Source organism: Paenibacillus sp. J31TS4 (genome assembly GCF_018403265.1).
Taxonomy (GTDB): domain Bacteria; phylum Bacillota; class Bacilli; order Paenibacillales; family NBRC-103111; genus J31TS4.
The window spans coordinates 172,052-196,036 of sequence record NZ_BOSI01000004.1; the positions used below are offsets into that span (position 1 = coordinate 172,052).

At 60.6% G+C, this 23,985-nt stretch carries 21 protein-coding genes; 3 read left to right on the forward strand and 18 right to left on the reverse strand.

The annotated features are described in order from the left end of the window. Window positions 1–38 precede the first annotated feature (38 nt). Entirely contained in the window at window positions 39–869 is an 831-nt protein-coding gene (locus KJS47_RS18165) for a DUF4097 family beta strand repeat-containing protein (RefSeq protein ID WP_213526488.1), read from the reverse strand. A gap of 283 nt (window positions 870–1,152) precedes the next feature. On the opposite strand from KJS47_RS18165, the gene KJS47_RS18170 reads away from it, so the two are divergent. Both KJS47_RS18170 and KJS47_RS18175 read left to right on the forward strand, forming a co-directional pair. Next, a complete protein-coding gene (locus KJS47_RS18170) occupies window positions 1,153–2,358 on the forward strand; it encodes an MFS transporter (protein ID WP_213526489.1) in 1,206 nt (401 codons plus the stop codon). Between the two features lie 81 nt (window positions 2,359–2,439). Further along, window positions 2,440–2,859 carry a universal stress protein gene (locus KJS47_RS18175; protein ID WP_213526490.1) on the forward strand — a complete coding sequence of 140 codons (420 nt, stop codon included), beginning with the start codon at window positions 2,440–2,442 and terminating at the stop codon, window positions 2,857–2,859. Window positions 2,860–3,003: 144 nt separating this feature from the next. Here the strand turns inward: KJS47_RS18175 and KJS47_RS18180 are convergent, their stop codons facing one another. The 17 genes from KJS47_RS18180 to KJS47_RS18260 all read right to left on the reverse strand — a co-directional run bounded on the left by KJS47_RS18180 (window position 3,004) and on the right by KJS47_RS18260 (window position 22,533). Beyond that, window positions 3,004–4,890, reverse strand: coding sequence for an ABC transporter ATP-binding protein (locus tag KJS47_RS18180; protein WP_213526491.1), 1,887 nt, complete (start codon window positions 4,888–4,890; stop codon window positions 3,004–3,006). Then, the gene (locus tag KJS47_RS18185; protein ID WP_213526492.1) at window positions 4,887–6,614 is read right to left on the reverse strand and encodes an ABC transporter ATP-binding protein; all 1,728 of its coding nucleotides are present in this window, start codon (window positions 6,612–6,614) and stop codon (window positions 4,887–4,889) included. Before KJS47_RS18185 ends, KJS47_RS18180 begins: the two co-directional genes overlap by 4 nt. Window positions 6,615–6,807: 193 nt before the next feature. After that, the gene (locus KJS47_RS18190; protein ID WP_213526493.1) at window positions 6,808–7,125 is read right to left on the reverse strand and encodes a hypothetical protein; all 318 of its coding nucleotides are present in this window, start codon (window positions 7,123–7,125) and stop codon (window positions 6,808–6,810) included. After that, on the reverse strand, window positions 7,083–7,607 hold the full coding sequence (locus tag KJS47_RS18195) for a DUF4275 family protein (protein WP_249716526.1): 525 nt from the start codon (window positions 7,605–7,607) through the stop codon (window positions 7,083–7,085). Before KJS47_RS18195 ends, KJS47_RS18190 begins: the two co-directional genes overlap by 43 nt. Window positions 7,608–7,813: 206 nt before the next feature. Next, window positions 7,814–8,995 carry an NAD(P)/FAD-dependent oxidoreductase gene (locus KJS47_RS18200; RefSeq protein ID WP_213526494.1) on the reverse strand — a complete coding sequence of 394 codons (1,182 nt, stop codon included), beginning with the start codon at window positions 8,993–8,995 and terminating at the stop codon, window positions 7,814–7,816. Between the two features lie 39 nt (window positions 8,996–9,034). Beyond that, on the reverse strand, window positions 9,035–9,475 hold the full coding sequence (locus tag KJS47_RS18205) for a DUF1641 domain-containing protein (RefSeq protein WP_213526495.1): 441 nt from the start codon (window positions 9,473–9,475) through the stop codon (window positions 9,035–9,037). Window positions 9,476–10,021: 546 nt separating this feature from the next. Further along, on the reverse strand, window positions 10,022–11,428 hold the full coding sequence (locus KJS47_RS18210) for a sensor histidine kinase (RefSeq protein WP_213526496.1): 1,407 nt from the start codon (window positions 11,426–11,428) through the stop codon (window positions 10,022–10,024). After that, window positions 11,425–12,105 (reverse strand): response regulator transcription factor, encoded by a 681-nt coding sequence (locus KJS47_RS18215; protein ID WP_213526497.1) that lies wholly within the window; start codon window positions 12,103–12,105, stop codon window positions 11,425–11,427. The genes KJS47_RS18210 and KJS47_RS18215 overlap by 4 nt, the downstream gene beginning before the upstream one ends. Window positions 12,106–12,375: 270 nt before the next feature. Continuing rightward, window positions 12,376–12,654, reverse strand: coding sequence for a GIY-YIG nuclease family protein (locus KJS47_RS18220; RefSeq protein ID WP_249716527.1), 279 nt, complete (start codon window positions 12,652–12,654; stop codon window positions 12,376–12,378). A gap of 48 nt (window positions 12,655–12,702) precedes the next feature. Continuing rightward, window positions 12,703–13,848, reverse strand: coding sequence for a vWA domain-containing protein (locus tag KJS47_RS18225; RefSeq protein WP_249716528.1), 1,146 nt, complete (start codon window positions 13,846–13,848; stop codon window positions 12,703–12,705). After that, window positions 13,760–14,914: an AAA family ATPase gene (locus tag KJS47_RS18230; protein ID WP_213526499.1), complete on the reverse strand. Its 1,155-nt coding sequence runs from the start codon at window positions 14,912–14,914 to the stop codon at window positions 13,760–13,762. The genes KJS47_RS18225 and KJS47_RS18230 overlap by 89 nt, the downstream gene beginning before the upstream one ends. A 96-nt stretch (window positions 14,915–15,010) precedes the next feature. Beyond that, window positions 15,011–15,490, reverse strand: a complete 480-nt coding sequence (locus tag KJS47_RS18235) for a DUF6530 family protein (RefSeq protein WP_213526500.1) — start codon at window positions 15,488–15,490, stop codon at window positions 15,011–15,013. Window positions 15,491–15,736: 246 nt separating this feature from the next. Continuing rightward, window positions 15,737–16,270 (reverse strand): YceI family protein, encoded by a 534-nt coding sequence (locus tag KJS47_RS18240; protein WP_213526501.1) that lies wholly within the window; start codon window positions 16,268–16,270, stop codon window positions 15,737–15,739. A 378-nt stretch (window positions 16,271–16,648) separates the two neighbouring features. Next, window positions 16,649–18,481: an ABC transporter ATP-binding protein gene (locus tag KJS47_RS18245; RefSeq protein WP_249716541.1), complete on the reverse strand. Its 1,833-nt coding sequence runs from the start codon at window positions 18,479–18,481 to the stop codon at window positions 16,649–16,651. Between the two features lie 31 nt (window positions 18,482–18,512). Beyond that, window positions 18,513–20,261: an ABC transporter ATP-binding protein gene (locus KJS47_RS18250; RefSeq protein WP_249716530.1), complete on the reverse strand. Its 1,749-nt coding sequence runs from the start codon at window positions 20,259–20,261 to the stop codon at window positions 18,513–18,515. Window positions 20,262–20,551: 290 nt separating this feature from the next. Further along, window positions 20,552–22,228, reverse strand: coding sequence for an ABC1 kinase family protein (locus KJS47_RS18255; RefSeq protein ID WP_213526504.1), 1,677 nt, complete (start codon window positions 22,226–22,228; stop codon window positions 20,552–20,554). A gap of 2 nt (window positions 22,229–22,230) precedes the next feature. Beyond that, the gene (locus KJS47_RS18260; protein WP_213526505.1) at window positions 22,231–22,533 is read right to left on the reverse strand and encodes a phasin family protein; all 303 of its coding nucleotides are present in this window, start codon (window positions 22,531–22,533) and stop codon (window positions 22,231–22,233) included. Window positions 22,534–22,713: 180 nt separating this feature from the next. Here KJS47_RS18260 and KJS47_RS18265 point away from each other — a divergent pair, with 180 nt between their 5' ends. Beyond that, the gene (locus KJS47_RS18265) at window positions 22,714–23,619 is read left to right on the forward strand and encodes an SDR family oxidoreductase (RefSeq protein ID WP_213526506.1); all 906 of its coding nucleotides are present in this window, start codon (window positions 22,714–22,716) and stop codon (window positions 23,617–23,619) included. Window positions 23,620–23,985 lie beyond the last annotated feature (366 nt).

Here is a 23,985-nt window from a genome sequence, read left to right on the forward strand (position 1 = left end):
GCTCTCCTGCCGCTATCTCTGAAAGGGGCCGCGAGACCCTAATTCTGCAAACGAATATCACCCGTCGTCGCGGTAAGCAGCACTTCAGGACCGCCGGATCCGAGCGAGCCGACAATGCGGTGCTCCTCCCGCTTCGTGTAGTCCATCTGCTTCAGCTGGCTGACCGTCTCTCCGGTCGTGGCCTTCATATCCAGCCGCATCGCCTGCGGAGTGCCTGCTATGCGCAGACGGATGTCGCCCGTCGTCGTGCCGACGCTCACATTCCGGCTCAGCTCCCGCAGGTCGAGCGTCACATCACCCGTTGTAGCCGACAGGTCCAGCTCTCCCTCGACGGAGGCGATGCGGGTGTCGCCGGTCGTCGAATCGGCGCGCACCCGGTCGGCGGTCAGCCTCTCCAGTTCAATGTCACCTGTCGAGGTCGTGACGTCCACCATCTTGGCAGAGACACCCTTTATGGCCAGATCGCCGGTCTCCATCGAGATGGCGAGCTCGTTATACAGCTTCTCGGGCAGCTCGATCTCGAGATCGGGGGACCGGTTTACGCCAAATTGCCAGCTGTGCGTTTTTTCCTTGACGATCAGCTCCAGCTTCCCGCCGTTTACGCGCTTCTCCAGCTTATACTCCTTAAGACGGGACTCGTTCACCTGGCCGTACAGTCTCGCCTGAATCCGGCTGCCCGAGCCCCGGACGACCTTGACATCCACCGTAGTCGTCTCCACCCGAACCGATTCGATGTCCCCGCTGTCCGCCTCCTCGACCTGCTCCAGAACGGCAAGCCGGTAGTCGAGCCAGCTTCCCTTGAACGCGAATGCCCCTGACAACAGCAGCACCAGCAACAGCATGAATCCAAATCCAATTTTCTTCATCATTCAACGTCCTCCGCTCTGGCATGTTCTTCCTCTACTATACGGTGCCAGCTCCCGCATGACGTAGTGCCGCCTGTCACATGACGCGTCACAAACGCTGCACGGCCCAGTCATGAATCCGGGTCTCGCGAGTCATACTAAAAAAGAGAGAACCGTGCCGCTTCGCCAAGAAAGAGACAGGAAAAAGACGATCTGTCAGAAATTTGCTCCAAAAGTTTACGTTGACGTAAACGTTACTACTTACGTATAATAAGCCGTATCCAAAAAACAGGAGGGTTCTGTCGATATGGCATCCCATTCTACACCAAATTCGCTGCAGGCCCGTACGGGTCTCTTGCAGCAGCCGATGGCCGTCTGGGCCGTCGCCTTTGCCTGTATCATCTCATTCATGGGGCTCGGGCTCGTCGATCCGATCCTCCCGGCTATCGCCAAGCAGCTGGACGCAAGCCCGGCCCAGGTCTCGCTGCTGTTCACCAGTTATAATCTCGTAACCGGGATCGCCATGCTGATCACCGGCTTCGTCTCGAGCCGCATCGGCATCAAGTGGACGCTGATCAGCGGCATCTTCCTGATCATCGTCTTTGCCGTGCTTGCGGGGACAGCCAACTCGATCGGCGGCATCGTCTGGCTGCGCGGCGGCTGGGGACTCGGCAACGCGCTGTTCATCGCGACCGCCCTGTCCGCCATCGTCGGCCTGTCCACCTCCGGTACGGCCCGAGCCATCATTCTGTACGAGGCCGCGCTCGGCCTCGGCATCTCCGTCGGCCCGCTGCTCGGCGGAGAGCTCGGCACGCTGTCGTGGCGCGGACCGTTCTTCGGCGTCGGTGCGCTGATGACGGTCGGGCTGCTCTCGGTTTTCGTGCTGCTGCCGAAGATCGAGAAGCCGAAGCAGAAGAGCTCCCTGCTCGATCCGTTCCGCGCCCTGGCCTATCCCGGGCTGCTGACGCTCGGCATCACCGCCTTTCTCTACAACTTCGGGTTCTTCACCCTCATGGCCTACTCGCCGTTCGTGCTCGATCTGTCCGAACGGCAGCTCGGGTACGTCTTCTTCGGCTGGGGCCTGATGCTGGCGATCACCTCCGTGTTCGTCGCTCCCCGGCTGCAAAGGCGGTTCGGCTCCATCGGCTCGATGTGCGCCGTCCTGACGCTCTTCGCGATCGATCTGGTATTGATGGGCGTCTTCTCCGATTCGCAGGCGGCCGTCATTACGGCGATCATCCTGGCGGGCGTCTTCCTCGGAATCAACAACACGCTCATCACCACCGCCGTCATGCAGTCGGCACCGGTCGAGCGGTCGGTCGCCTCGGCCTCTTACAGTTTCGTCCGGTTTCTGGGGGGCGCTGCCGCCCCATGGCTCGCCGGCAAGCTGGCCGAGTGGTATAATGCTCAGGTTCCGTTTTATTTCGGCGGCGCCATGGTGCTGCTCGGCGTCGCCTGCGTCTGGCTTCGGCGCCGGCACCTTGCAGGGATTGACACGGGCGGCCACCACTAGGACGAACCGTTCTCGTTCTATCCTGGCCGGCCCGCACGGCTCCCCGTGCCGGAACGCCCTGACTGATAAGGAGGAGTAACGATGTACAAACACATTCTCGTGCCGGTCGACGGCTCGGATCACGCCCGCCAAGCGGTGCAGGCTGCCCGCTCTCTCGCGGAAAATCAAGGCGGCGACGCCCGACTCACCATTCTCTATGTCCATCCGGTCATCAGCGTGAATGAAGCCGCCATGATCGATCTCGACGCACTTATCGAAGCGGAGAGCGCATCTATTCTGGAAGACACGCGCCGCCAGCTGGAGGGCACCTCCGTCGCTTTCGATCTGCAAAAGGAGCACGGCGATCCGGCCTATACGATCTGCCGGTTCGCCAAGGAGGGCGGCTATGAGCTCATCGCCATGGGCAGCCGGGGGCTCGGCCTCTTCTCGGAGCTGTTCCTCGGCAGCGTCAGCCACAAGGTGTCTCAGCAAAGCCACTGCCCCGTCCTTATCGTGAAGTAATTCTTCCGGGAAGCCTCTTTTACTGCGAGGTCCGCCGCTGCCCCCGAAACCGAAAACATCCCGTATCGCACGGCTTGCGGCCGTCCGATACGGGATGTTTTTTTGCTGTAAGAAGCGCCGCTCATGGCGGGCTTGCCCTCATCCTTATCCGGCGTCTTGGACCATACCGCCGGCAAATTGGCTGTTGTACAGATCGGCGTAGAACCCGTCCTGCGCCAGCAGCTCCTCGTGCGTCCCCTTCTCGATCACCGTTCCGTGATTCATGACGAGGATTAGATCGGCTTCGCGAATCGTCGACAGGCGGTGGGCGATGACGAAGCTTGTGCGCCCCTCCATCAGCTGGTTCATCGCCCTCTGAATATAAACCTCCGTCCGCGTATCCACGCTGCTCGTCGCCTCGTCCAGGATGAGGATCGCGGGGTCCGCCAGAATCGCCCGGGCAATGGTCAGCAGCTGCTTCTGGCCCTGGGAAATGTTCGAGGCGTCCTCGTTCAGCACCGTGTCGTAGCCTTCCGGCAGCGTCCGGATGAAGTGGTCGGCATGCGCGGCCTGGGCCGCCTCCACGACCTCCTCCTCCGTCGCTCCCTCGCGGCCGTAGGCAATGTTGTCGCGGATCGTGCCGTTGAACAGCCAGGTGTCCTGCAGCACCATGCCGAACAGGCTGCGCAGCTCGCCCCGCTTCAGCTCGGTAATATTCGTGCCGTCGATCGTGATCCGCCCGCCATCAAGCTCGTAGAAGCGCATCAGCAGATTGATCAGCGTCGTCTTGCCGGCTCCTGTCGGCCCGACGATGGCAACCGTCTGGCCGCTTGAGACGTTGATGTTCAGATCCTTCAGCAGCGGAGCGTCCTCTTTGTAGCCGAAGTCGACTTGCTCGAAGCGGATGTCCCCCCGCGGTCTGCCCAGCTGTCCGGCCGCGGAGCGGGCCGTCTCCGGCACCTCCTCCTGTTCGTCCAGCAGCTCGAAGACGCGCTCAGCCGAGGCAATGGTCGACTGAATGACGTTGGCGATGTTCGCCAGCTGTGTGATCGGCATCGAGAACTGCCGGGTATACTGGATGAACGCCTGGATATCGCCGATCTCGATGGACCGCTTCGTAACGAGAATCCCGCCGACGACGCTGACGAAGACATAGCCGATGTTGCTGACGAAGCTCATGAGCGGCATGATGATGCCGGAGACGAACTGGGCTTTCCAGCCGGATTCGTACAGCTTCTCGTTGATTTCGTGGAAAGCGGCGACCGACTTCTCCTCCCGGCCGAACGCTTTGACGATCCGGTGCCCCGTATACATCTCCTCGACATGGCCGTTCAGCTCGCCGAGCGACTTCTGCTGGCCTTTGAAAAAAGTTTGCGACCGCGTCGCGACCGACTTGGCCACGAACACGCTGAGCGGCAGCGTCAGGAACACGATGAGCGTCAGAAGCGGGCTGATCGTCAGCATCATGACAATCACGCCGACCAAGGTGACAACCGAGGTGATAAGCTGCGTCAGGCTCTGCTGCAGCGTGCTGCTGATGTTGTCGACGTCGTTGACGGCGCGGCTCAGAATCTCGCCGTGGGTGCGCGAATCGAAGAACTTGAGCGGCAGGCGCGCCAGCTTCTCGTTCACTTCCCGGCGCAGGTCGTAGACCGTCCGCTGCGCGACGCCGGCCATGACATACTGCTGAATGTAGGCGAACAGCGAGCTGACGAGGTACAAGCCCACCAGCAGCAGCAAAATGTCGCCGATATATCCGAAATCGACCGCCGCCCCCGGCACGCCCTTCATCTTCATCATCAAGCCTTCGAACAGCTTGGTCGTCGCCTTGCCCATAATTTTGGGGCTGACGATGCTGAACACCGTACTCAGAATGGCGGCTGCCAGCACAAACAGGAGCGCCCCTTTGTGCGGTTTCAGGTAACCGGCGAGCCGCCGGAATGTGCCTTTGAAGTCTTTGGCCTTTTGGACCGGCATCCCCATTCCGCCCATAGGTCCGCCCGGATGGCCGCCCCCGGCCCGGCCGCGGGGTCTGTTCTTCTCCTCGCTCATGCGATCTCCTCCTCCGCAAGCTGGGAAGCTACGATTTCCCGGTAAACCTGGCTCGATTCCATGAGCTCCCGGTGCGTGCCCATCCCTGCAATCGCTCCGTCCTCGAGGACCACGATGCGATCGGCGTCCATGACGGTGCTGACCCGCTGGGCGACAATCAGCACGGTCGCCTCCGTCGTCTCCCGGCGCATCGCGGCGCGCAGCTTCGCATCCGTCTTGAAGTCAAGCGCCGAGAAGCTGTCGTCGAACACGTAGATCTCCGGATGCCTGACCAGCGCGCGGGCGATGGAGAGGCGCTGCTTCTGCCCGCCGGAGACGTTGGTGCCGCCCTGGGCGATGACCGAATCGTACCCGTCCTTCATCTCGGAGATGAAGTCTGCCGCCTGGGCCACCTCGGCAGCGTGCGTAATTTCCTCGTCGGTCGCATCCTCCTTGCCGTACCGGATGTTCTCGGCGATCGAGCCGGAGAAAAGCACCGCCTGCTGCGGCACATAGCCGATCTTGGCGCGCAGTTCCGCCTGGGACAGCTCCCGCACGTCGACTCCGTCGATGCGAACGCTGCCCTCGGTTACGTCGTAGAACCGCGGGATGAGACTGACCAGCGTCGACTTGCCGGAGCCGGTCCCTCCGATGATCGCCGTCACCTCGCCGGGCCTCGCCTCGAAGGAGATGCGCTCAAGAGCAGGCTTCTCGGCACCGGGATAATGGAACGTGACGTTCTCGAACGCCAGCCAGCCGCGGCGGCCGTCTCCCCGCTTGGGCTCCGCCGGGTCGCTGATATCCGGTACGGTGTCCAGCACTTCGTTGATCCGAGTGGCCGACGCCGACGCCCGCGGAATCATGACGAACATCATCGAGACCATCATGAGCGAGAACAGAATCTGCATCGCGTACTGCAAGAACGCCATCAGGTCGCCGACCTGCATATGGTTGTTGTCGATCCGGATGCTGCCGAACCAGATAATCGCAATCGAGCTGAAGTTCATAATCAGCATCATGACCGGCATCATCGCCGCCATAATGCGGTTGACTTTGGTCGCGGTATCGGTCAGGTCGCGGTTCGCCTCGCCGAAGCGCCGCTTCTCATGCTCGATGCGGTTGAACGAGCGGACGACCCGGATACCGGTCAGCGACTCGCGCAGCACCAGATTGAGCCGGTCGAGCTTTTTTTGCAGCGCCTTGAAGAGCGGCATGCCTCGGCTGACGATGGTGAAGATGGCGAGCGCCAGAATCGGAATGACCGCCACGAAGATAAGGGACAGCTTGGCGTCCTTGGAGACGGCCATCAGAATCCCCCCGATGCAGAGCATCGGCGCGCTGATCATCATCCGCAGCATCATCGTCAGCACCTGCTGCACCTGCGTGATGTCGTTCGTCGTCCGCGTAATGAGAGAGGCGGTTCCGATCTTGTCGAATTCCTGCAGGGAGAAGTTCTCCACATGCCGGAACATCTCGCCCCGCAGCCGCATGCCGAAGCCGGCGGAGACGCGCGAGGATAAGTAGCCGGCCGCCACGGAACAGATCGCTCCGAACGCCGCTACCAGCAGCATGAGCCCGCCGATCCGCCAGATATAAGGCGTATCGCCCAGGACGATGCCGTGGTCGACAATGTCCGCGAGCAGCGTAGGCAGATAGAGGTCGGACAGCGATTGAAGAAAAATAAGGATAAGTACAAAGCCGATCGGAAACCGATACGGCTTCAAGTAGCGGAACAGCTTTTTCATTCCCTCAGCTCCGTTCACTAGAATAAACCTTAGCGGCAAAATGGTTAAGCAGTTTAAGTATATGGCGGCTTCCGTAGGTTGTCAAACGGATTCGCATGGGTCGTAAAAAGAACAGCTTTGGCAGCGAAAGGAGGAGGCGGCGTGGCCTTTACGGGACAGGCGCACTCCCGCCCTCAGCGGCCCTCACGCCGCCTCAGCCTTCGCTTGGCGCCCTCTCGCCCTCGGCGGCTCCTGACGCCGCCAGCGCTTCGCTCGGCCGCCCGCTCCAGCTTCCGCCGCCCGCCGGGCCCGCAAGCGCAAGAAGAGCCCGCAGCTCCCGCTGCGGGCTCTTCTTGCTGGCGGACGTCCGGCCGCCAGCATCGGGCGGCGTGGCGCTTCCGGCGGCGTGGCGCTTCCGGCGGCGTGGCGCTTCCGGCGGCGTGGCGCTTCCGGCGGCGTGGCGCCTCGGGCGAACGGCGCCCCGCCGGGCTAGCCCGGCATCGACAGGCGCATCTCGCTCCGCTCCTGCCACTGCTCGCCCTCCATCGCCTCGGAGGCGGCCAGGAAATACGGGCCGCACCATTCCGTCTCGTGCGTCTTGACGAACGTCCACCGGAACTCGCGGTCGACGACGTAGACATCCCCCTCCTGGGAGAAGTCCTCGGCGGCTATATCGCCGGCTCCCTCCAGCAGCAGCGCATCGTCCGAATGCTGGAAGAAGACATAGCAATTCTTCTCGGATTGGTGGTGGAACGCCTGAATGGCCCGCTCCCTCTGCAGACAGGGAAGCCGGTTGAAGCTGAAGGCGTGCCACAAATATTGATTCATGCCGATCGCCGTCTTGTCGGCCCGGCTAAGGTCGGCGGCGAATTGGGATTCCCACTGCTGGCGCAGCACTTCTCCCCAGGCCGGCAGTTCCCATACGGCCGCCTGCTTGTGCTTAAGCTTGTCGATCAAGGTCATCTGGCATGCTCCTTCGGTCAAGGTGACGCGGCCGTCCATGAAACCGCTCACTTTAATAGACAACCCGGGACCGGGAATAGTTACAGCAAGCGACAAATTTTTTTTCGTCCGCGCCCGGACACCGACCGAACGACCGGCTCGCTGCCTCTTCTTATGTGCCCCTTTCCTCGGTCCCAAACACTCCTTGCCCATCTTCCTCCGAAAAGCATAAAAAAAGACGCCCCGAGGGACGTCTTGTAAGAGCCGTTCGCGCCGTTTTAGTAAACGAGCGAGAACAGACCGTGGATATGCGACAGGTAACGGACGTTGCTCGCTTCCTTCATCAAGGAAGCCGGCAGTCCCTTCAGCTTCGTCTGGTTGCCGCCGATCGTACCGATGGCGTCCTTGCGTCCCAGGCTGGCGAGCGTACCGGAGAAGACCGGCTGGAAGGTTTCCATTGGCGCGCCTTTGAACGAAGCGAAGATGTTGTAGCCGATCAGCTCGCCCATCTGCCAAGCCAGCTGAGCGGTCGGCGGATACGGACGTCCGCCGTCCGGAGGCATGACGACGGCGCTGTCGCCGGCAAGGAACACGTCCGGATGGGAGGTCGATTGCAGGAATTCGTTCACCGTCGCGCGGCCGCGGTTGACTTCCACGCCCGAGTTCGCCACGACCGTGTGGCCCTGCACGCCGCCAGTCCAGACGAGCGTATTCGTATCGATGGAGCCGCCGTCCTTCAGCTTGACGGTGGTCTCGGTCATTTCCGTTATCGGCACGCCGATCAGGAAGTTGACGCCGCGCTTCTCGAGGCTCGTCTGCGCGCGCTCCACGAGGTCAGGCGCGAAGCCAGCCAGAATGGACGGACCCGCCTCTACGCAGTAGAGCGAGATGTCCTTCGGATCGATGCCCTTTTCTCTGCACAACACTGGGAGTTTGTCCGCGAATTCGCCGACGAGCTCGATGCCGGTCAGACCGCCGCCGCCAACGACGATCGTCGCGTCGGCTTTGTTCTTGGTTTGCGCGTAAGCGTCGAGACGCTCGCTAACATGGGCGCGCAGCCGGTTGGCATCGTCGACCGACTTCAGGATGAAGCTGTTCTCCTGCAAGCCAGGGATGCCAAAGAAAGCCGTCTCGCTGCCGAGAGCGATGACGAGAACGTCGTAGCTCAGCGAGACGCCGCCGGTGAACAGCACCTGCTTCTTCTCGAGCTCGATGCCCTGAACCGTATCGATCCGCAGCTCGATGTCCTTGTCGCGGAGCAGTTTGTCAAGCGGCAGTGCCACGTTCTTCTCGTTCAGGCTGCCAGCAGCCAGACGGTGCAATTCGGTAATGATCTGGTGAGTGGGCGTGCGGTTGACAACCGTAATGGAGGCTTCCGCTGCCGTCATGTTCTGCCGTGCGGTCAGGGCGCTCAGCAAACCGCCGTAGCCGCCGCCTAAAATCAATATTTGCTTAGCCATGCTCATCCTCCGTCCTTCGTATTAAGATCTCTTAACTGACTACCGGTTCTGCTGCTTCTCGCCCAGTACATCCAGGAACGCTTGCGTATACCGGAGCGTCTTTTGGACTTGCGGATCCTTCAGCATTTTGAGCAGGCCGAACAGACCGATCGTGGCAGGCTCCGCTTGAGCGCGCTCTCCGGCCTCGATAGCCGCCTGAGCAACCGACTTCGCTTTGGTCGTGATCGGCTTCACGAATTCGTCCATGCCGCCTTTGAGATCCTCGATCAGAACGCGGTCGCTAGCGACCGATTGAGCGACGTCGTAGGCTTTGGTCATCAGAGTGACCATCTCCGCCAGCTTGGGCAGGTTCTCCACCAAGACGGTTAGCGACTCCTGCACCTCGGGCTTCATCAGCTGGTCGAGCACATCCGGCTTCGCCTGGGAAGCACTCGTTTCTTGCACGGCATTTACGGTATTGTCCGAAGATGTTGCTGACATAGTATAACGTCCTCCTTTGCTGTAAAATCCGTCCCTTTTCTGAATCGCCAAACCTGTTCTGGCGCTTGCCGGCAGCGGACGCGGAAGCCCGCCGCCCTAGCGAAGACGCTAGGCCCCCGCTGATATTGTTACAAATTTCACTAACATAGGCAGACCGGGGACTGAACGGGTTAGGGTTCAAGCCGGTATTCAAACGGAACTCATACTCCCTATCATAGTCCTTTCTCGCCAGAACTTCAAAGCGAAAATAGGCCGGATCCGAGGAAATTCGATTGGTTTTCGACATTTCTCCGCGATAGCTTGCCATTCCCCTTCGTTCTTTCGATTTTCCCCGTTTTTTTTCCCTTTATTCCATGCGGGAAGAGGGCCGGTTTAGAGACGAACCCGGATTCTGGAAACGAATCCGGCGCGCACGGTTCTCTCCGTGGGATGGGAGCCGAAGCGACTGCTTCCTCTTTCGTTTCCTGCGATCCCGATCCGGCTCCACTCTCTACGGCTCCGGCGTCCGTGGGTGAGCACCCGCTCTTCGTTCCCCGGTGGCCGGGCTCAGTAGCTCCCGGCCTTCCCGGCATCGCCCGCCGAGGGCTGCCGCAGCACGATCTCCGTCCCGCCGCTGCCGGTCCGGACCTCCCGGACGAGGCCCATCTCCCGCTCCATCAAGGCTGCGATCGCGAGCCCCATCCCCGCCCCCTTGCTGGCGGAGTCGGCTCCCATGCCGGGTCCCCGGTCCTCGAGCCGGAGGGCGGGGCCCCGCTCGTCCTCGGTCACCCGGACGGCCACGTACCGGCCCGAACGGGCATGCCGCAGCATGTTCTGGAAGTAATTGTCGAGAATGCGCTCCAGCCAGTGCGGATCGAGCCGCCAGTAGACAGCCGTATCCGGCAGCTCCAGCTCCTGCTCGAAGCCTTCCTGCTCGAACACAGGGTACCAATTGGCGAAGAGCGTGCGCACGAGCCGGACGAGCTCCACCTGCTGCGGCTGGTACGGATATTTGCCCGCCGTCAGAAGCGTATACGAGAACAGATTCTCGATGAGGCGTTCCATGTAGTCGATCTTGCGGTCGATGTGGCCGACCAGCTCGCTCCCCTGTCCCGTCAAGGGCTCCTGGGACAAACGGAACGCGTGTCCGCGCAGCGTCGTAAGCGGCGTCCGCAGGTCGTGGGAGAGACTCGCGATCAGCTGGTTGCGGAGCTTCTCCTCCTCCTGCTCGCGTGCCCGGCTCTCCTCCAGCTGCCCGAGCATTGCGTTGAACGCGTTCTCGAGGCTGCCGATCTCGTCGCTCTGCTTGACGGCGACCGGCTCCGGCAGTCCGTTGGGGCCGGGCTTCGTCATCGCTTCCTCCAGACGCAGCAGGCGCCGGCGGATCCGGTAGAAGAACGACCATGAGATGAACAGGAAGAACGCCAGCACCGACAGGAGGCCGATCGTCATCCGTGAGCCGTATACCTTGTCCCGCTCGGCGCTCTCGCCCTTCAAAATCTCCCTTGGCAGCTGAAGCACGGCGAAGCCCTGAGCCGGATCGCCGCCGACGAAGGCGACAACCGTGAACGGATCGGCGTCGTAGCGCGCCTTCATAAATTGGACGGTGTACGAGGTGCTCCACAGGTCAGGCAGTCCCTGTCCTTCGGGCAGCTCGAGACGCGTTCGCCCCGTTCCGTCCACCCAAAAGACGGACGAGCCCGCATAGGCCTCACGGAGCCGGGCAAGCGCCTCCCCCATCTGTTCGGGGCTCGCTCCGTCCAGCCGATTCACCTCCGCATGCCACTGGTTCTCCAAATCGATGCCGCTGCGGTACGGACCGGCCGGCTCCTCCTGGAACGGAAAAAAGAAGAGGAAGGAGACGAGCGGAATCGCTACGGGAAGGAAGACGAGCGCCAGCAGGATGATCAGGACGTATTTGGAAAGGAGCGACCGGAGAAGCCGAAAACGGAACCGGAGCCGCGGGCGCCTCATCCTTGCTTCACCCGATAGCCGATTCCCCGGATCGTCTCGAGGATGGCGGGCGATCCGGGGTCGGCTTCAATCTTTTCGCGGAGGTACCGGATGTGCACGTTCAGCGTTTTGTCTCCGGGTAGATAGGATTCCCCCCAGACGGTCTCGTAAATCTGCTCCTTCGTCAGGATTTGATTCGGATGGCGCAGGAACAGCATGAACAGCTGGTGCTGCTTGCCGGTCAGCAGGATCTCCTCTCCGGTCCGGCTGTCGACAAGCCGGTTCTCGTCCGGGTAGACCGACAGATGGCCGAGCGTTATCTCCTGCTGGCCCGACCGTCCATACCGCCGCAGCAGCACCTCCACCCGCGCCGCCAGCTCCTCCGGATGGAACGGCTTGGTCATATAATCGTCGGCGAATTGCAGCCCGTCCAGCTTGTCGTGGACGGACGAGCGCGCGGACAGCATCAGGACGGGCAGATCCGCCGCCTTCTTCTTGAGGCGCTGGCCGACGGTGAACCCGTCGATGCCGGGCAGCATCACGTCGAGGATTGCCAGGTCGGCACCCTCCGCGAGCTCCTCGGCGCCGTCGCCGCTCGTCCGCCAATGGACGACGTAGCCTTTTTGCGTCAAATAATCCTTCACCCAGCTGCCGATCTCCTGGTCGTCTTCTATATAAAGAATGTGCTTCTGCTTCATGAGGATGCTCCGTTTCTATAGAGACTGATGCGGGAACCGCCGGCCCCGCGTCCGTCTCCATTGTAGACCAACCGGGCGCGGAAACAAACCGGACCCGGGTCGGGGGAGTACGTACTCCGGAACCGAACCCCCTCACGGCGACTTAAATCTAATCGTCGTGAACCCGTTCGCGTCCCAGCACAAAGAGGAGCTTTCTCGGAAAGCTCCTCTGCAAGCCAGCGGGCGTTCTGCCAGTCAGACCTATTAGCGCAGAACGGCCGGTCCGCTGCCCTAGCGTCCGTGCCGGCGGAGTCTGTTGTACCCACGGTCTCCGTAAGGCTGCAGCTTTTCCAGCCAGCGCTTTTCCATTTGCTTAAGCTCCCAGCGCGGGTCGGCCACTTCGTCTGCTTCCTTCTGCTCCAGCACGTCGTAGGCGAACGCATCCGGCCCAAGCGACTTCCAATCTTTTTGCAGGTCGAAGTTCGCGAAGCGCCCCATATCGAGCTGCGCCTGCAGCGTCACCCATTTGTTCTTTAAGTTGGGATATTCTTTTCGCTTGCTCTTGTCCATGTCTCTGTCCTCTCCCTTCTCTCCTATGAGTCTGTCTGGAGGAGAACGTTACAAATAACGGGAAATGATGCGAACCAGCTTCCCGGGCAGCTCATGAAGATTGGTCATATCCAAAAATCGTTCTTTCCCATATAGCTGGCTGATGACTTCTTTGTCTTGGCCAATGGCGGCCGCTAGCCAGGTGACGCCTTTCCTTTCGTATTCCGCAATGGTCTCATGCATGTCCTGCGCGGCAGTACTCCCGGTATAATCGTCCATGGCCTTCGGCTGCCCGTCGCTCATGCTGATGAGCAGTTTCGTTCGCTGAGGCGAAGCGGCTAACCGCTGCGCCATGATGCGGAGCACCATCCCGTCGCGATTGTTGCTTCTGGGACGGAGCCCCATGAGTTTGAATCGGTCGTTCGGATCGGCTTTCTCATAATCGGTATAGGCATAGATCGACATTTGCTCCAATCTGGAGGCATCCGCCGTATCGCCGTAGATTAAGACGGGAATCCGGCAAAGCTGGCAAAATTCGTAGACCGCAACCGCGGCCCGCTTTGCCGCCGCAAGCCTTCCGAAGGCCGACATCGAGGCAGATTCGTCGATCCTCAGTCCGACAACGAGGGAAGGGGAATCCGTCGGCGGCCGCTTCTTGGCAAAATACCTGTAATCCCGATAGGCCACGGATTCCACTTGGAATTTGGTTCCATAAAGATGATTTCTCGCAAATTCGGCAGCCTCGTCGTGTTCCAGCAGCGGAAGCGTCTTTCTTGCGATCTCCCGGACGATCGGCATGAGCTCCTGGCTGATCACGCTATATTCCTGTTTCTGTTCCGGCGTAAACTCCGGACGGTGAACGATCAGCTTGACGCCCTTGTGAAGAGACTGGGAGACCGCCTCCCGGGCCTCTTGGTTCAGCTTTTTGCGGAAATCCCGTTCTTGCCGCTGCGCTTCGTTCGGCTTGGGATCCGGATTTCCTTCATGGATCATGGGCGCACCGTTCTCCCCCAAATCCTGGCTTTCCGTCCCGCCGATTTCGTCGGAATCGGAGGTTCTGAAGGAGCTGCTTTCGTCGCTGTCCGCAGACTTCTTAAACGCGATCCCCATTTCTTCTTCCCCATCGTCAAAGGCAAAATCGAAATCGTCGATCGTTCCCCAAACCCGCATCTCCGCCGTGTCTAGAACTCGTTTTTTTTTTGATCTCCATCTCATGCAGCGATTCCAGCAATCGACGGTCTCGGAGCGCGTCCTCCAGCAGTTTGATTTCCTCGGAGTCGGTTGTCATCTTGTAAATCACTTTATAGTAAAGGGATTCCGCCGCGGCAGCGCCTCCCGCAACCGCGTCCACCCAGTAGAAATAAGAACGCATGCCTGCTATGCCTTTGATCGCGTTGGCCCTGGCGGTCTGGTCCAGAACGATAATCGTTTGGGCAAGAACGTCCAGCACCTCCTCGTTCCGGTAGCCGGTTTTGGCCATCGCCCGCTCTATCATGACCGCTTTGGCCGGCAAATCCATCTTCTCGGAATGCTGTACCCTGTCACGCAACGCTTCGTTAAGCGGCCTCGCCCCCGCATAGCTCCGGTTCGTCGTAATGACCGCAATGAAATCAGGATGTCTGCGGATGACTTCCGTAGGAAGGTTCAAGCTGCCGTCCAGTTCCAGAGCGGAGTTCAGTGCCATTAATACGGCGGCGTCGCGAATCACATTCGGCTCCTGGATTTCCAGCAGATAGCCATGTTGATACGCTCTAACAATCTCGGAAGGGTAGAACCGGTATTCGACCGATTCGCCATTCCGATCGTCTGCGGCTTGCTTGAAAAGTTGCCTCAGCTTACCGGCCGCCTCCTCTTGCGAAAGGCCGAGCGCATTCATCAGCACTTCAGCCGCGCTTTGAAACCCATCGCTATCATACAGAGCCTGCAAGGCTTCCCGGTCCTCAAGCTCCAGCTTTTCCAGTCGTTCCGAGGAAAGGACGGGCAAGATAGCACCAATAATATCCGATTTGTCCATATCGGCAAAACAGGTCACTTTCGTGTAAGGCAGCCTGAAATTAGCCGACAACGCTTTGGCTAATTGGGTTTTGCCGCTTCCCGCGTCGCCTTCCAGCAACAGATTGGCGATCTTCATTTCGCCGCGGTTCCAGTTGCGCTTGATTTCTTGGCAGATGCGGATTTCTTCCTCGCTGGCTGTATGGGATGCCGGCTTCTTCCAGATAAGCTCTACCTCTGTGTCCGTCCATTGTCTGTCCGGGGACAAGAGATACTCTTGGTTACTCATGGGAATCCACTCTTTCTACTGGCGGCCGGAAGCCGCCCGACTGCCGGCAAAGTTTGCATGCAGGGGCTTAACCATGCGCTTCCTCGCGGCACGCCGTTAATACCCCATCTCCTTTAAGATCCTGGACAACGTACGCAGCCGCTCGCCGATCATTTCCCCGTCATCGCTTAACGATTGGTTGAACAGCTTGATGTCTTCGTTGATTCGTTCGTTGTCCGTGCAGATGGCCACGGTCATGGCATCCCCTTGCAGCCCGATCCGGTCGATGACCGGCTTCTGCGGATCGTATAAGTGTTCGTACCGGTAAGCTTCCCGAAAATGCTCCATCGTGCGGCAGATCAGGATGGTCAAATCCAGAACGCGGTGAAGGGGCAATTCCTCCGACTGCCGAGACCATTTTTCCCCCGTGTATCTCCATACTTTGGCCGAAATATCGACCTTGCCTCTGTCGTTCCATTGGGCCAATCCCAGCGAAATTCCTTTCGCATCCGTATGATTGGCCATTCTTCCGTCAATTTGCTCGTAATTTTCCGATACGACAACCGGTTTATGCTTCAAGGTAGTTGGAATTTTCATAGAGATCTCCTCTTTCCTGTTCGGATTTATATTCACATATTTACTGATTTACTAATTTACTAAATTACTGATTTACTAAAGACATCCTAGCTGATTTTTCTTCACTCGTCAACCGGCATGAACGTTTATTGATTCTTCACCAGAAGGAATCGGCCCCTCCCCCGCCGGAAGTGCCGGCACAAAAAAAACCAGCCTCTCGCCGAGAGGCTGGTGCATGCGGCTTGCCGCCGCGAGACGAAGGGACGCTTAAGCTTGCTTGGATGCTTCCACTTCGATCGTGAATTTCACTTCGTCGCCGATCAGGACGCCGCCCGTTTCAAGGACGGCATTGTAGGTGAGGCCGTAGTCGCTGCGCTTGATCTTGCCGCTGCCGCTGAAGCCGACCTTTTCGTTGCCCCACGGATCCTTGCCCGCGCCCTCGAACGTAACCGAGAACGTCTCGGACCGGGTTACGCCGTGCAGCGCCAGGTCTCCGGTCACTGCGTACTCGTCGTCGTCCGTCTTGACGATGCTGGTCGAGCGGAACGTCATCTGCGGTTGATTCTCGATGTCGAAGAAATCGCCCGAGCGCAAATGGCTGTCGCGGTCGCTGTTGCGCGTGTCAATGCTGTTCAGATCGACGCTGAACTGGATGTCGGCGGTCGTCAGGTCGGCCGGGTCGGCCTCGATGTCCGCGCGGAAGGTGTGGAATGCTCCTTTCACCTTGGCGATCATCATATGCTTGATCGTGAAGTCGATACTGCTGTGTGTCGGGTCAACCGTCCATTTGGTTTTGCTCATGAGAAAAACCTCCCATAGTTTTTTATATGCTTACTATTTATCATTCACTTATTATTTTATATCACGTAACTGATTGTATGCCACTTAACTTGGTTTTGTCAACCATTATTTGTGTTCTTTTGCACCTTCCCCGAATACCGCGTCTTCCGCATGCCCCCTAGCCGCCCGCAACCCGTTTTTATGATCCCGTTGGCCGGCCCGGCCCCACTCCGCCATCCGCTCTATCCAACACAAAAAAGCCCGCTCTCCTGCGCAGGGCAAGGAAAGCGGGCTGGCGGCCTCCAAGGACCGCGGCGAATCGGATGGGCGAGAGCGAGGATGGCAAAGCAAGGACTGGCCAAGTGGGCGAGCCGTCCGACATTGTCGACGCGCCGAAGGTCAATCCAGCGCAGGCTCGAGGTTTTTGAACTGTCCCCAGAACATGCGATAGTAGACGCCCTGCTGCTCGATGAGCGGGCTGTGGGCTCCGTGCTCGATAATCCGTCCGCGGTCAATAACCATGATCGTATCCGCGTCCCGGATCGTGTTAAGCCGGTGGGCGATGATGAAGGAGGTCCGGCCCTCCATTACGGTCAGCAGCGCATCCTGGATATGCAGCTCCGTCCGGGTGTCGATGCTGCTCGTCGCTTCGTCGAGGATGAGAATCGCCGGCTTCGCGAGCATGACGCGCGCGATGGCCAGAAGCTGCCGCTGACCCTGACTCAGGTTGCCGCCGTTCTCCGAGAGCATCGTCTCGTAGCCGGCCGGAAGCCGCTTGATGAACACGTCGGCGTTCGCCATCGCGGCCGCCGCTTCGACCTCCGCATCCGTCGCGTCGGGCTTGCCGTACTTGATGTTCTCCTTGATCGTGCCGGAGAACAGATACGTGTCCTGCAGAACGATGCCGAAGCACCGGCGCAGGCTGTCCCGGGTATAGTCGCGGATGTCCCGGCCGTCGATATAGATCGTGCCCTCGGTGACATCGTAGAACCGGGTAAGGAGGTTGACGATCGTCGTCTTGCCCGCCCCCGTCGGGCCAACCAGCGCCGTGCTGCTGCCGGGCTCGGCGGAAAAGCTGATCCCGCTCAGAATCGGGACGTCCGTCCGGTAGCCGAAGCTGACGTTCTCGAAGACGACATGCCCCTTCGGATTCTTCAGCTCTACCGCGCCCGGCCTATCGTCCGGCTCTTCTTTCTCGTCGAGCACCTCGAAGACGCGCTCGGCTCCGGCCACCCCGGATTGGAGCAGGTTATAGATGTTCGCCAGCTCGTTGAGCGGGCGGCCGAACTGCCGAGAGTAGCTCAGGAAGCTCGCAATGATCCCGACCGTGATCAGCTCGTTGATGGCGAGCACGCCGCCCACAATCGCGACCGCCGCGAAGCCGATGTTGTTGATGACGTTCATGAGCGGCATCATGAAGCCCGAGCGGATCTGGGCCTTGAGTCCGACCTCGCACAGCCGAGCGTTGACCTCCTCGAACTCGGCGATCGCCTTGTCCTCGTGATTGAACGCCTTGACGATCTGGATGCCCGAGATCGTCTCCTCGATATGGCCGTTGAGCCGGCCCAGTTCCTTCTGCTGCTCCTTGAACAGCACGCTCGTCTTCTTGGTAATCGTCCTGGTCAGGAGGACGAGCAGCGGCACGGTGATGAGACTGGCCAGCGTCAGCAGCGGGCTGAGCACCAGCATCATGACCAAAGAGCCCACGATGGCGATGGCGCCGGCCATCAGCTGCGTCGTCGACTGCGAGATGGTGCTGCTGACGTTGTCGATATCGTTCGTCAGCCGGCTCATCACCTCGCCGTGCGAGCGCGTATCGAAGTAGGATACCGGCAGCTTCTGCAGCTTCTCGTACAGGTGACGCCGCAGCCCGGCGACGATCCGCTGGGAGACGCCGGCCATCATCCAGCCCTGCAGGAAGGTAAGCGCCCCGTCCGCCACGTACGCGGCAGCCAGCGCAAGAATGGCGATCTCGAGCAGCCGAAAGTCGACGCCCCCCGCTCCCCCGGCCATCGCGTCGACCGCGCGGCCGATCAGATAAGGGCCGGCGAGCAGGATGGCGGCGTCGACGATGATGACGACGAACAGGAAGGTCAGCAGCTTGCGCTCCCGTCCAAAATAGCGCCAGAGCCGCTTCATCGTTTCCTTGAACTGCTTGGGCTTGACGACGGGACCTCCGCGTCCGCGGTGACCCATGCCGCCGGGGCGGCCCGGGATAGGCGGCACCGGCATGCCGGACTGCTGGGAGGCTCCCTGGTTCCGATCAGTTGGCTGTGGCATTCGGCTGCATCTCCTTTCCGATTTGGGAGCGGAAGATCTCCTGGTAGACGAGGCAATCGCGCAGCAGCTCTTCGTGGGTGCCGGTACCGACGACGGCGCCGTCCTCGAGGACGACGATCCGGTCCGCGTCCATGACCGAGGTGATCCGCTGGGCGATCAGGAGGCACGTCAGCCCCTGCGCATACGTTTTGAGCGCTTCCTTGATCCTCGCCTCCGTGGCGACGTCGACCGCGCTCGTGCAGTCGTCGAGGATGAGGATCTCCGGCTGCCGGACGAGCGCCCGCGCGATGGACAGGCGCTGCTTCTGGCCGCCCGAGAAATTGACGCCGCCCTGGCCGATCCGGGAGCCGTAGCCCTCCGGCGAAGCGGCGATGAAGTCGTGCGCTTCGGCCATCCGGGCCGCCTGCTCCATCTCCTCCTGCGTCGCGTCCTCCTTGCCCCACCGGAGATTGTCCGCGACCGTGCCGGTGAACAGCACCGTCTTCTGCGGGACGATGGCGATCGTCTCGCGCAGCTTGTGCGGGTCGATGTCCCGCACGTCCTGCCCGTTCACCCGGACCGTACCCGCGGCTGCGTCGTAGAAGCGGGGGATAAGGCTGATCAGCGTCGTCTTGCCCGAGCCGGTAGAGCCGATGAGGCCGACCGTCTCGCCCGGCAGGCAGGAGAAGGTAATCTCCTTCAGCACCGGCTCGCCCGCCGCTCCCTCGTAGGAGAACGACACGCGTTCAAAGTCGACCCGGCCGCGTGCCTCCGCGGGGATATCCGCCTGAGTCCGCTCCTCGCTCCACTTCATTGTGTTGTCCTGAGCGAACACCTCGCCGACCCGGCCGGCCGACGCCTTGGCCCGCACGAACATATTGAACACGTTCGAGATCATAAGGAGCGAGAATAGAATCTGCGTCATGTAGTTGATGAAGGCGATGATGTGCCCGACCTGCATTTGTCCGCCGTCGACCCGCAGGCCGCCGATCCACAGCACCGCGATGATGCCGATGTTGACGGTGAGCGAGATGGTCGGACTGAAGACTGCCACCACCCGGCTCGCATTTACCGATCTCGCCTGCAGCTCGGCGTTTGATACCGCGAATTTGTCGACTTCGTAATCGAAGCGGTTGAATGCTTTGACCACCCTGACGCCCGACAGGTACTCGCGGATATTGCCGTTGACGCGGTCAAGGGCTCTTTGCACCCGCAGGAAGAACGGGAATCCGATCCGCATATTGAAGACGATCAGAATGGCGACGATCGGCACGACGACCGCGAGGACGACGGACAGCGGCGGATTGAGCCGCGTCGCCATGATCAGACTGCCGACGCAGACGAGCGGCGCTTTGACGAAGATGCGCATCAGGCCGTTCGTAAAGTTCTGCACCTGCGTTACGTCGTTCGTCAGCCGGGTGACGAGCGAGGCGCGGTCAAACCGGTCGATGCCGTCGAACGAGAGCGACTGGATCTTCTTGAACAGGTCGCTCCGCAGCTCGGCCCCGAACCTCTGGGACACGTTGCTCGCGATGATGTTCCGCATCGTCGCGGCCAGCGCGCCGATGCCGGTGACGAGCAGCATGTAACTGCCCGTCCGCAGCACGTAATCCATCCGATTCTGCGCTACCCCCTCGTCGATGACATGCGACATGATGGTCGGCAGCAGCAGATCACACACCGCCTCGACCGTCAGGAAGGCGACCGCGACCAGGAACAGCTTCCAATACTTGCGTATGTATTTTTTCAACATAGCGAGCCCTCCATCCCATGTTCCGGACATTTAATTAGCCTACTAACTAATTTACTCCTATAGGGGAGAAAAGTCACTAGCTTTTTCCTTTTTTAGGCATGGCTCGGACAAAAAAAGCCCCCAAAGGGGCTGTTGCCGCATCCTGCAGAATCCGGCTGGCACCAAGGGGGCGTTCAAGAGACGGAGCCGAGACGGGAAAGCTTAGCAGCGGGTGGCCTGGCTCACCGGGAAGCCTCCCTGCCTCCGAGAAGGATAATCGATGGCGGAACGGCTGCCCCACGGGTTCTCCGTTAGAACCGGCCGGTCTTGAAGATGGAATAAAGCAGCCATAGGAGCATGAGTCCGGCCACCGCCGAGCCGATCTCGATCACCGGAAAATGCAGCACGAGCGCCGGCACGTTGCCGACCGAGGAAGCGATGATGAGGCCGACCATAATAATACTGAAGGATAAGAGCACAATGCTGATGGAGATCCGGTTGCTGACCTGGTCCAGCTTGCGAAGCAGCAGCTCGATCTCCGGGATCCCAATCTCGACCTTGAGCTGCCCGGTGCGCAGCTGCTTGGTCAGCTGGCTCAGCTGCTGCGGAAAGCTGATCAGCGTATCGGCGTAGCCCGTCAGCCGCCGCCACCAGCGCTTCTGCATCTGGTGCGGATGCAGCCGGTCCTTCAGCAGCTTCCGGCCGAGCGGCTCGGCCAGCTTCAGGATGCTGAGCTCCGGATCGAGCGCCTCGGCCACCCCCTCGACCGTGAGCAGCGTCTTGCCGAGCAGGGTGAGATCGGTGGGCATCGAGATGCGGTGCCGGTTCGCGAGGGCAAACAGGTCGCCGAGCGCCTTGCCGAGGCTCATCTGGGCGAACGGGACGTCGTAGTATTGTTCCCTCAGCAGATCGAGGTCGCGGCGGAGCGCCGTCGTATCCCTGTCCTCGGAGACCATGCCGAGGCGCAGAATCGACCGGGCGACCCCGGCGCTGTCCTGGCGCATGAGAGCGATGAGCAGCTGGCCAAGCTGGTCGCGCAGCTCTTCGTCCAGCCGCCCGACCAGGCCGAAGTCGACGAAGGCGAGCGTCCCGTCGGGCAGCACAAGCACGTTGCCGGGATGGGGGTCGGCATGGAAGGCGCCGTCCACGAACACTTGGCGGAGGATGACATTGACGAGCCGCTCCGCCGTCCGTTTCAGGTCGTGTCCCCGCTCCCGGAGCTGCTCGGGCTGGCCGAGCGTAATGCCCCCGACATAGTCCAGCGTCAGCACCTTGGACGTCGAATGCGTCCAGTGAACGTCCGGAATCCGGATGTCCCGGGCGACCGCTGCTCCCCGGGCTAGCCGCTCGGCATTGCGTCCCTCGCGGCTGTAATCGAGCTCCTCCCGCATCGAGCGGGCCAGCTCGGCCACAACCGTCCGGATCTGGTACCGGGCCGCCCAGTCGAGCCGGCGCTCCGCCAGCGCCGCGAAGTCTTCAAGGATGTCCAGGTCGAGCCGGGCGATCTCATCGACCAGCGGCCGCTGCACCTTGACCGCAACCGACTCGCCGGTAAGCAGCACCGCCTTATGTACCTGCCCGATGGAGGCCGCGGCGAGCGGCGTCTCGCCGAACTCCGCGAACAGCTCATCCATCGGCCGTCCCAGCTCCTCCTCGAGGATGGCCCGCACCTCCTCCATCGGAAACGGCGGCACCCGGTCCTGCAGCTTCTTCAGCTCGCCGATGATCTCGGGAGGCAGCAGATCCTCCCGCGTGCTCGACAGCTGTCCGAGCTTGATGAACGTCGGACCGAGCTCCTCGAGCACGAGGCGGATGCGCTCGCCGAGCGTCTTGCCGTCCGGCTGGGAGCTCTTGCGGCGCAGCCACTTGCGCGGCAGCGACAGCACGCTGAGCAGCCCCATCTCCTCCACGACGTAGCCGAAGCCGTGCCGCACGAGAGCGACGGCGATCTCCCGGTACCGGTTCGTGTGCCGGAGCTTGAATGCCATTGCTAGTCCGCCGGCGGCAGGCGGTCGGGCGCAGAGGTGAGCCTCTGCTCGAGCTCCCTAAGATCCTGCTTGGTCGCCACGTCAAACTCTGCCAGCAGCTTCCGCACCTGCTCCTGGACCATCCGCTTAAGTTCGCCCTGGTGCTCCTCGCCGCGGGCGATCAGCTTGTTCGCCATCTCTTTCGCCTCGCTTTGGCCGAGCTCCCCCTTGACGACCAGCTCGTCGACGAATTGCTGCACCTTCTCCCGGCTGACGGCCGTAATGCCGAGGCCGAGCGAGATTGCTTTTCTCAATAGATCGCTCATGCAGGTTCCCTCCTTCATTAAAGTCTCCTCTATATTTACCCCCAACTGGTATAGGTTTACCCACCTGCGGAACAATTCGGCTGCAGCGCGGGAACCGGCGGCACCGATCGCCGGCCGCTGAATATGGTGAGACCAATAGAAGTTCTGGGCTGCCGCCCGAGGTCCAAGGAGGAAACCCGCATGAGTCCCTATCCGATCTACCCGTATTACGGAAAAAAAACGGAATGCGAAGGAAAGCCGGTCGCCTTCCCGCCCCAGCATCAGGACCGCCAGCCGGGGCTGGAATACGTGATGGTTCCGCCGCCGATCTTTGAGAATCCCGGCTATGTCGGAAGCCGCAAGCTGCAGGACCGCGTCGCGATTGTGACGGGGGGCGACAGCGGCATCGGGCGCGCGGCCGCGATCGCCTTCGCCAAGGAAGGGGCGGACGTGGTTATCGCTTACCTGTACGAGGAGATCGACGCGGAAGCGACGAGAGCGCGGATCGAGCAGCTCGGACGCCGCTGTCTGGCGATCCGTACCGATCTCCGGACCAAAGCCGCCTGCTCGGCGGTCGTCGAGCAGACGGTTGAGACATTCGGACGGCTGGACGTCCTCGTCAACAACATTGGCGTCCAATATCCGCAGCAGCGGCTGACCGATATTACCGAGGAGCAGCTGGAGCAGACGTTCCGCACCAACATCTTCTCGTTCTTCTTCATGACCCAAGCTGCGCTTCCCTATCTGAAAGCGGGCGCCTCCATCGTCAACACCGCTTCTATCACCGCTTACCGCGGCGAGCCGACGCTGCTCGATTATTCTGCGACCAAGGGCGCCGTCGTCAGCTTCACCCGCTCGCTTGCCCTGTCGCTCGTGGAGCAGGGCATCCGCGTCAATGCCGTCGCGCCTGGACCGATCTGGACGCCGCTTATCCCGTCCAGCTTTTCCGCGGAGCGGGTGGCGATGTTCGGCACGGATACGCCGATGAAGCGGGCCGGGCAGCCGTTCGAGCTGGCTCCCGCCTACGTGTATCTGGCGAGCGACGACTCCCGGTACGTGACCGGGGAGACGATGCATGTGAACGGAGGCGACTATATCAGCTCGTAGGCGCGGACATCGCGGACGGCGGGACGCGGGACGGCGGCGGCTGCGCGCCGGAAGCGGCTGAACTCCTCGCCGCCTGCCGGGCCGTCCGGTCTCTACAACTAACACAACGACTTTTATTTTTTATTCCTAATAGACAAAGTTACTAAAATAATAAGCAGTATTAATTCAAGAAATAAGAAGGACAACTTGATTGGATTCGAAACCTCAGTAACACTTATGATGATTGAGGAAGATACCAAAAGAATGGTATTCTCTTTGAGATTTTTGTTTATTCCTTTGCGCATTATTACTCGGAATAGTAGTAATGAAGTGAATATGCTGTACAACGATAAACCAATTGTTTTAAGAATGCTGATTACCTCCTTG

Coding starts and splice junctions, on each gene's coding strand:
- KJS47_RS18185 (WP_213526492.1), bottom strand. CDS start 6,614: ATGAAAAAGCTGTTCCGCTACTTGAAGCCGTATCGGTTTCCGATCGGC.
- KJS47_RS18165 (WP_213526488.1), bottom strand. CDS start 869: ATGATGAAGAAAATTGGATTTGGATTCATGCTGTTGCTGGTGCTGCTG.
- KJS47_RS18225 (WP_249716528.1), bottom strand. CDS start 13,848: ATGAGATGGAGATCAAAAAAAAAACGAGTTCTAGACACGGCGGAGATG.
- KJS47_RS18235 (WP_213526500.1), bottom strand. CDS start 15,490: ATGAAAATTCCAACTACCTTGAAGCATAAACCGGTTGTCGTATCGGAA.
- KJS47_RS18260 (WP_213526505.1), bottom strand. CDS start 22,533: ATGAGCGATCTATTGAGAAAAGCAATCTCGCTCGGCCTCGGCATTACG.
- KJS47_RS18255 (WP_213526504.1), bottom strand. CDS start 22,228: ATGGCATTCAAGCTCCGGCACACGAACCGGTACCGGGAGATCGCCGTC.
- KJS47_RS18210 (WP_213526496.1), bottom strand. CDS start 11,428: ATGAGGCGCCCGCGGCTCCGGTTCCGTTTTCGGCTTCTCCGGTCGCTC.
- KJS47_RS18170 (WP_213526489.1), top strand. CDS start 1,153: ATGGCATCCCATTCTACACCAAATTCGCTGCAGGCCCGTACGGGTCTC.
- KJS47_RS18220 (WP_249716527.1), bottom strand. CDS start 12,654: ATGGACAAGAGCAAGCGAAAAGAATATCCCAACTTAAAGAACAAATGG.
- KJS47_RS18230 (WP_213526499.1), bottom strand. CDS start 14,914: ATGAGTAACCAAGAGTATCTCTTGTCCCCGGACAGACAATGGACGGAC.
- KJS47_RS18175 (WP_213526490.1), top strand. CDS start 2,440: ATGTACAAACACATTCTCGTGCCGGTCGACGGCTCGGATCACGCCCGC.
- KJS47_RS18215 (WP_213526497.1), bottom strand. CDS start 12,105: ATGAAGCAGAAGCACATTCTTTATATAGAAGACGACCAGGAGATCGGC.
- KJS47_RS18240 (WP_213526501.1), bottom strand. CDS start 16,270: ATGAGCAAAACCAAATGGACGGTTGACCCGACACACAGCAGTATCGAC.
- KJS47_RS18265 (WP_213526506.1), top strand. CDS start 22,714: ATGAGTCCCTATCCGATCTACCCGTATTACGGAAAAAAAACGGAATGC.
- KJS47_RS18180 (WP_213526491.1), bottom strand. CDS start 4,890: ATGAGCGAGGAGAAGAACAGACCCCGCGGCCGGGCCGGGGGCGGCCAT.
- KJS47_RS18200 (WP_213526494.1), bottom strand. CDS start 8,995: ATGGCTAAGCAAATATTGATTTTAGGCGGCGGCTACGGCGGTTTGCTG.
- KJS47_RS18205 (WP_213526495.1), bottom strand. CDS start 9,475: ATGTCAGCAACATCTTCGGACAATACCGTAAATGCCGTGCAAGAAACG.
- KJS47_RS18245 (WP_249716541.1), bottom strand. CDS start 18,481: ATGCCGGTGCCGCCTATCCCGGGCCGCCCCGGCGGCATGGGTCACCGC.
- KJS47_RS18250 (WP_249716530.1), bottom strand. CDS start 20,261: ATGTTGAAAAAATACATACGCAAGTATTGGAAGCTGTTCCTGGTCGCG.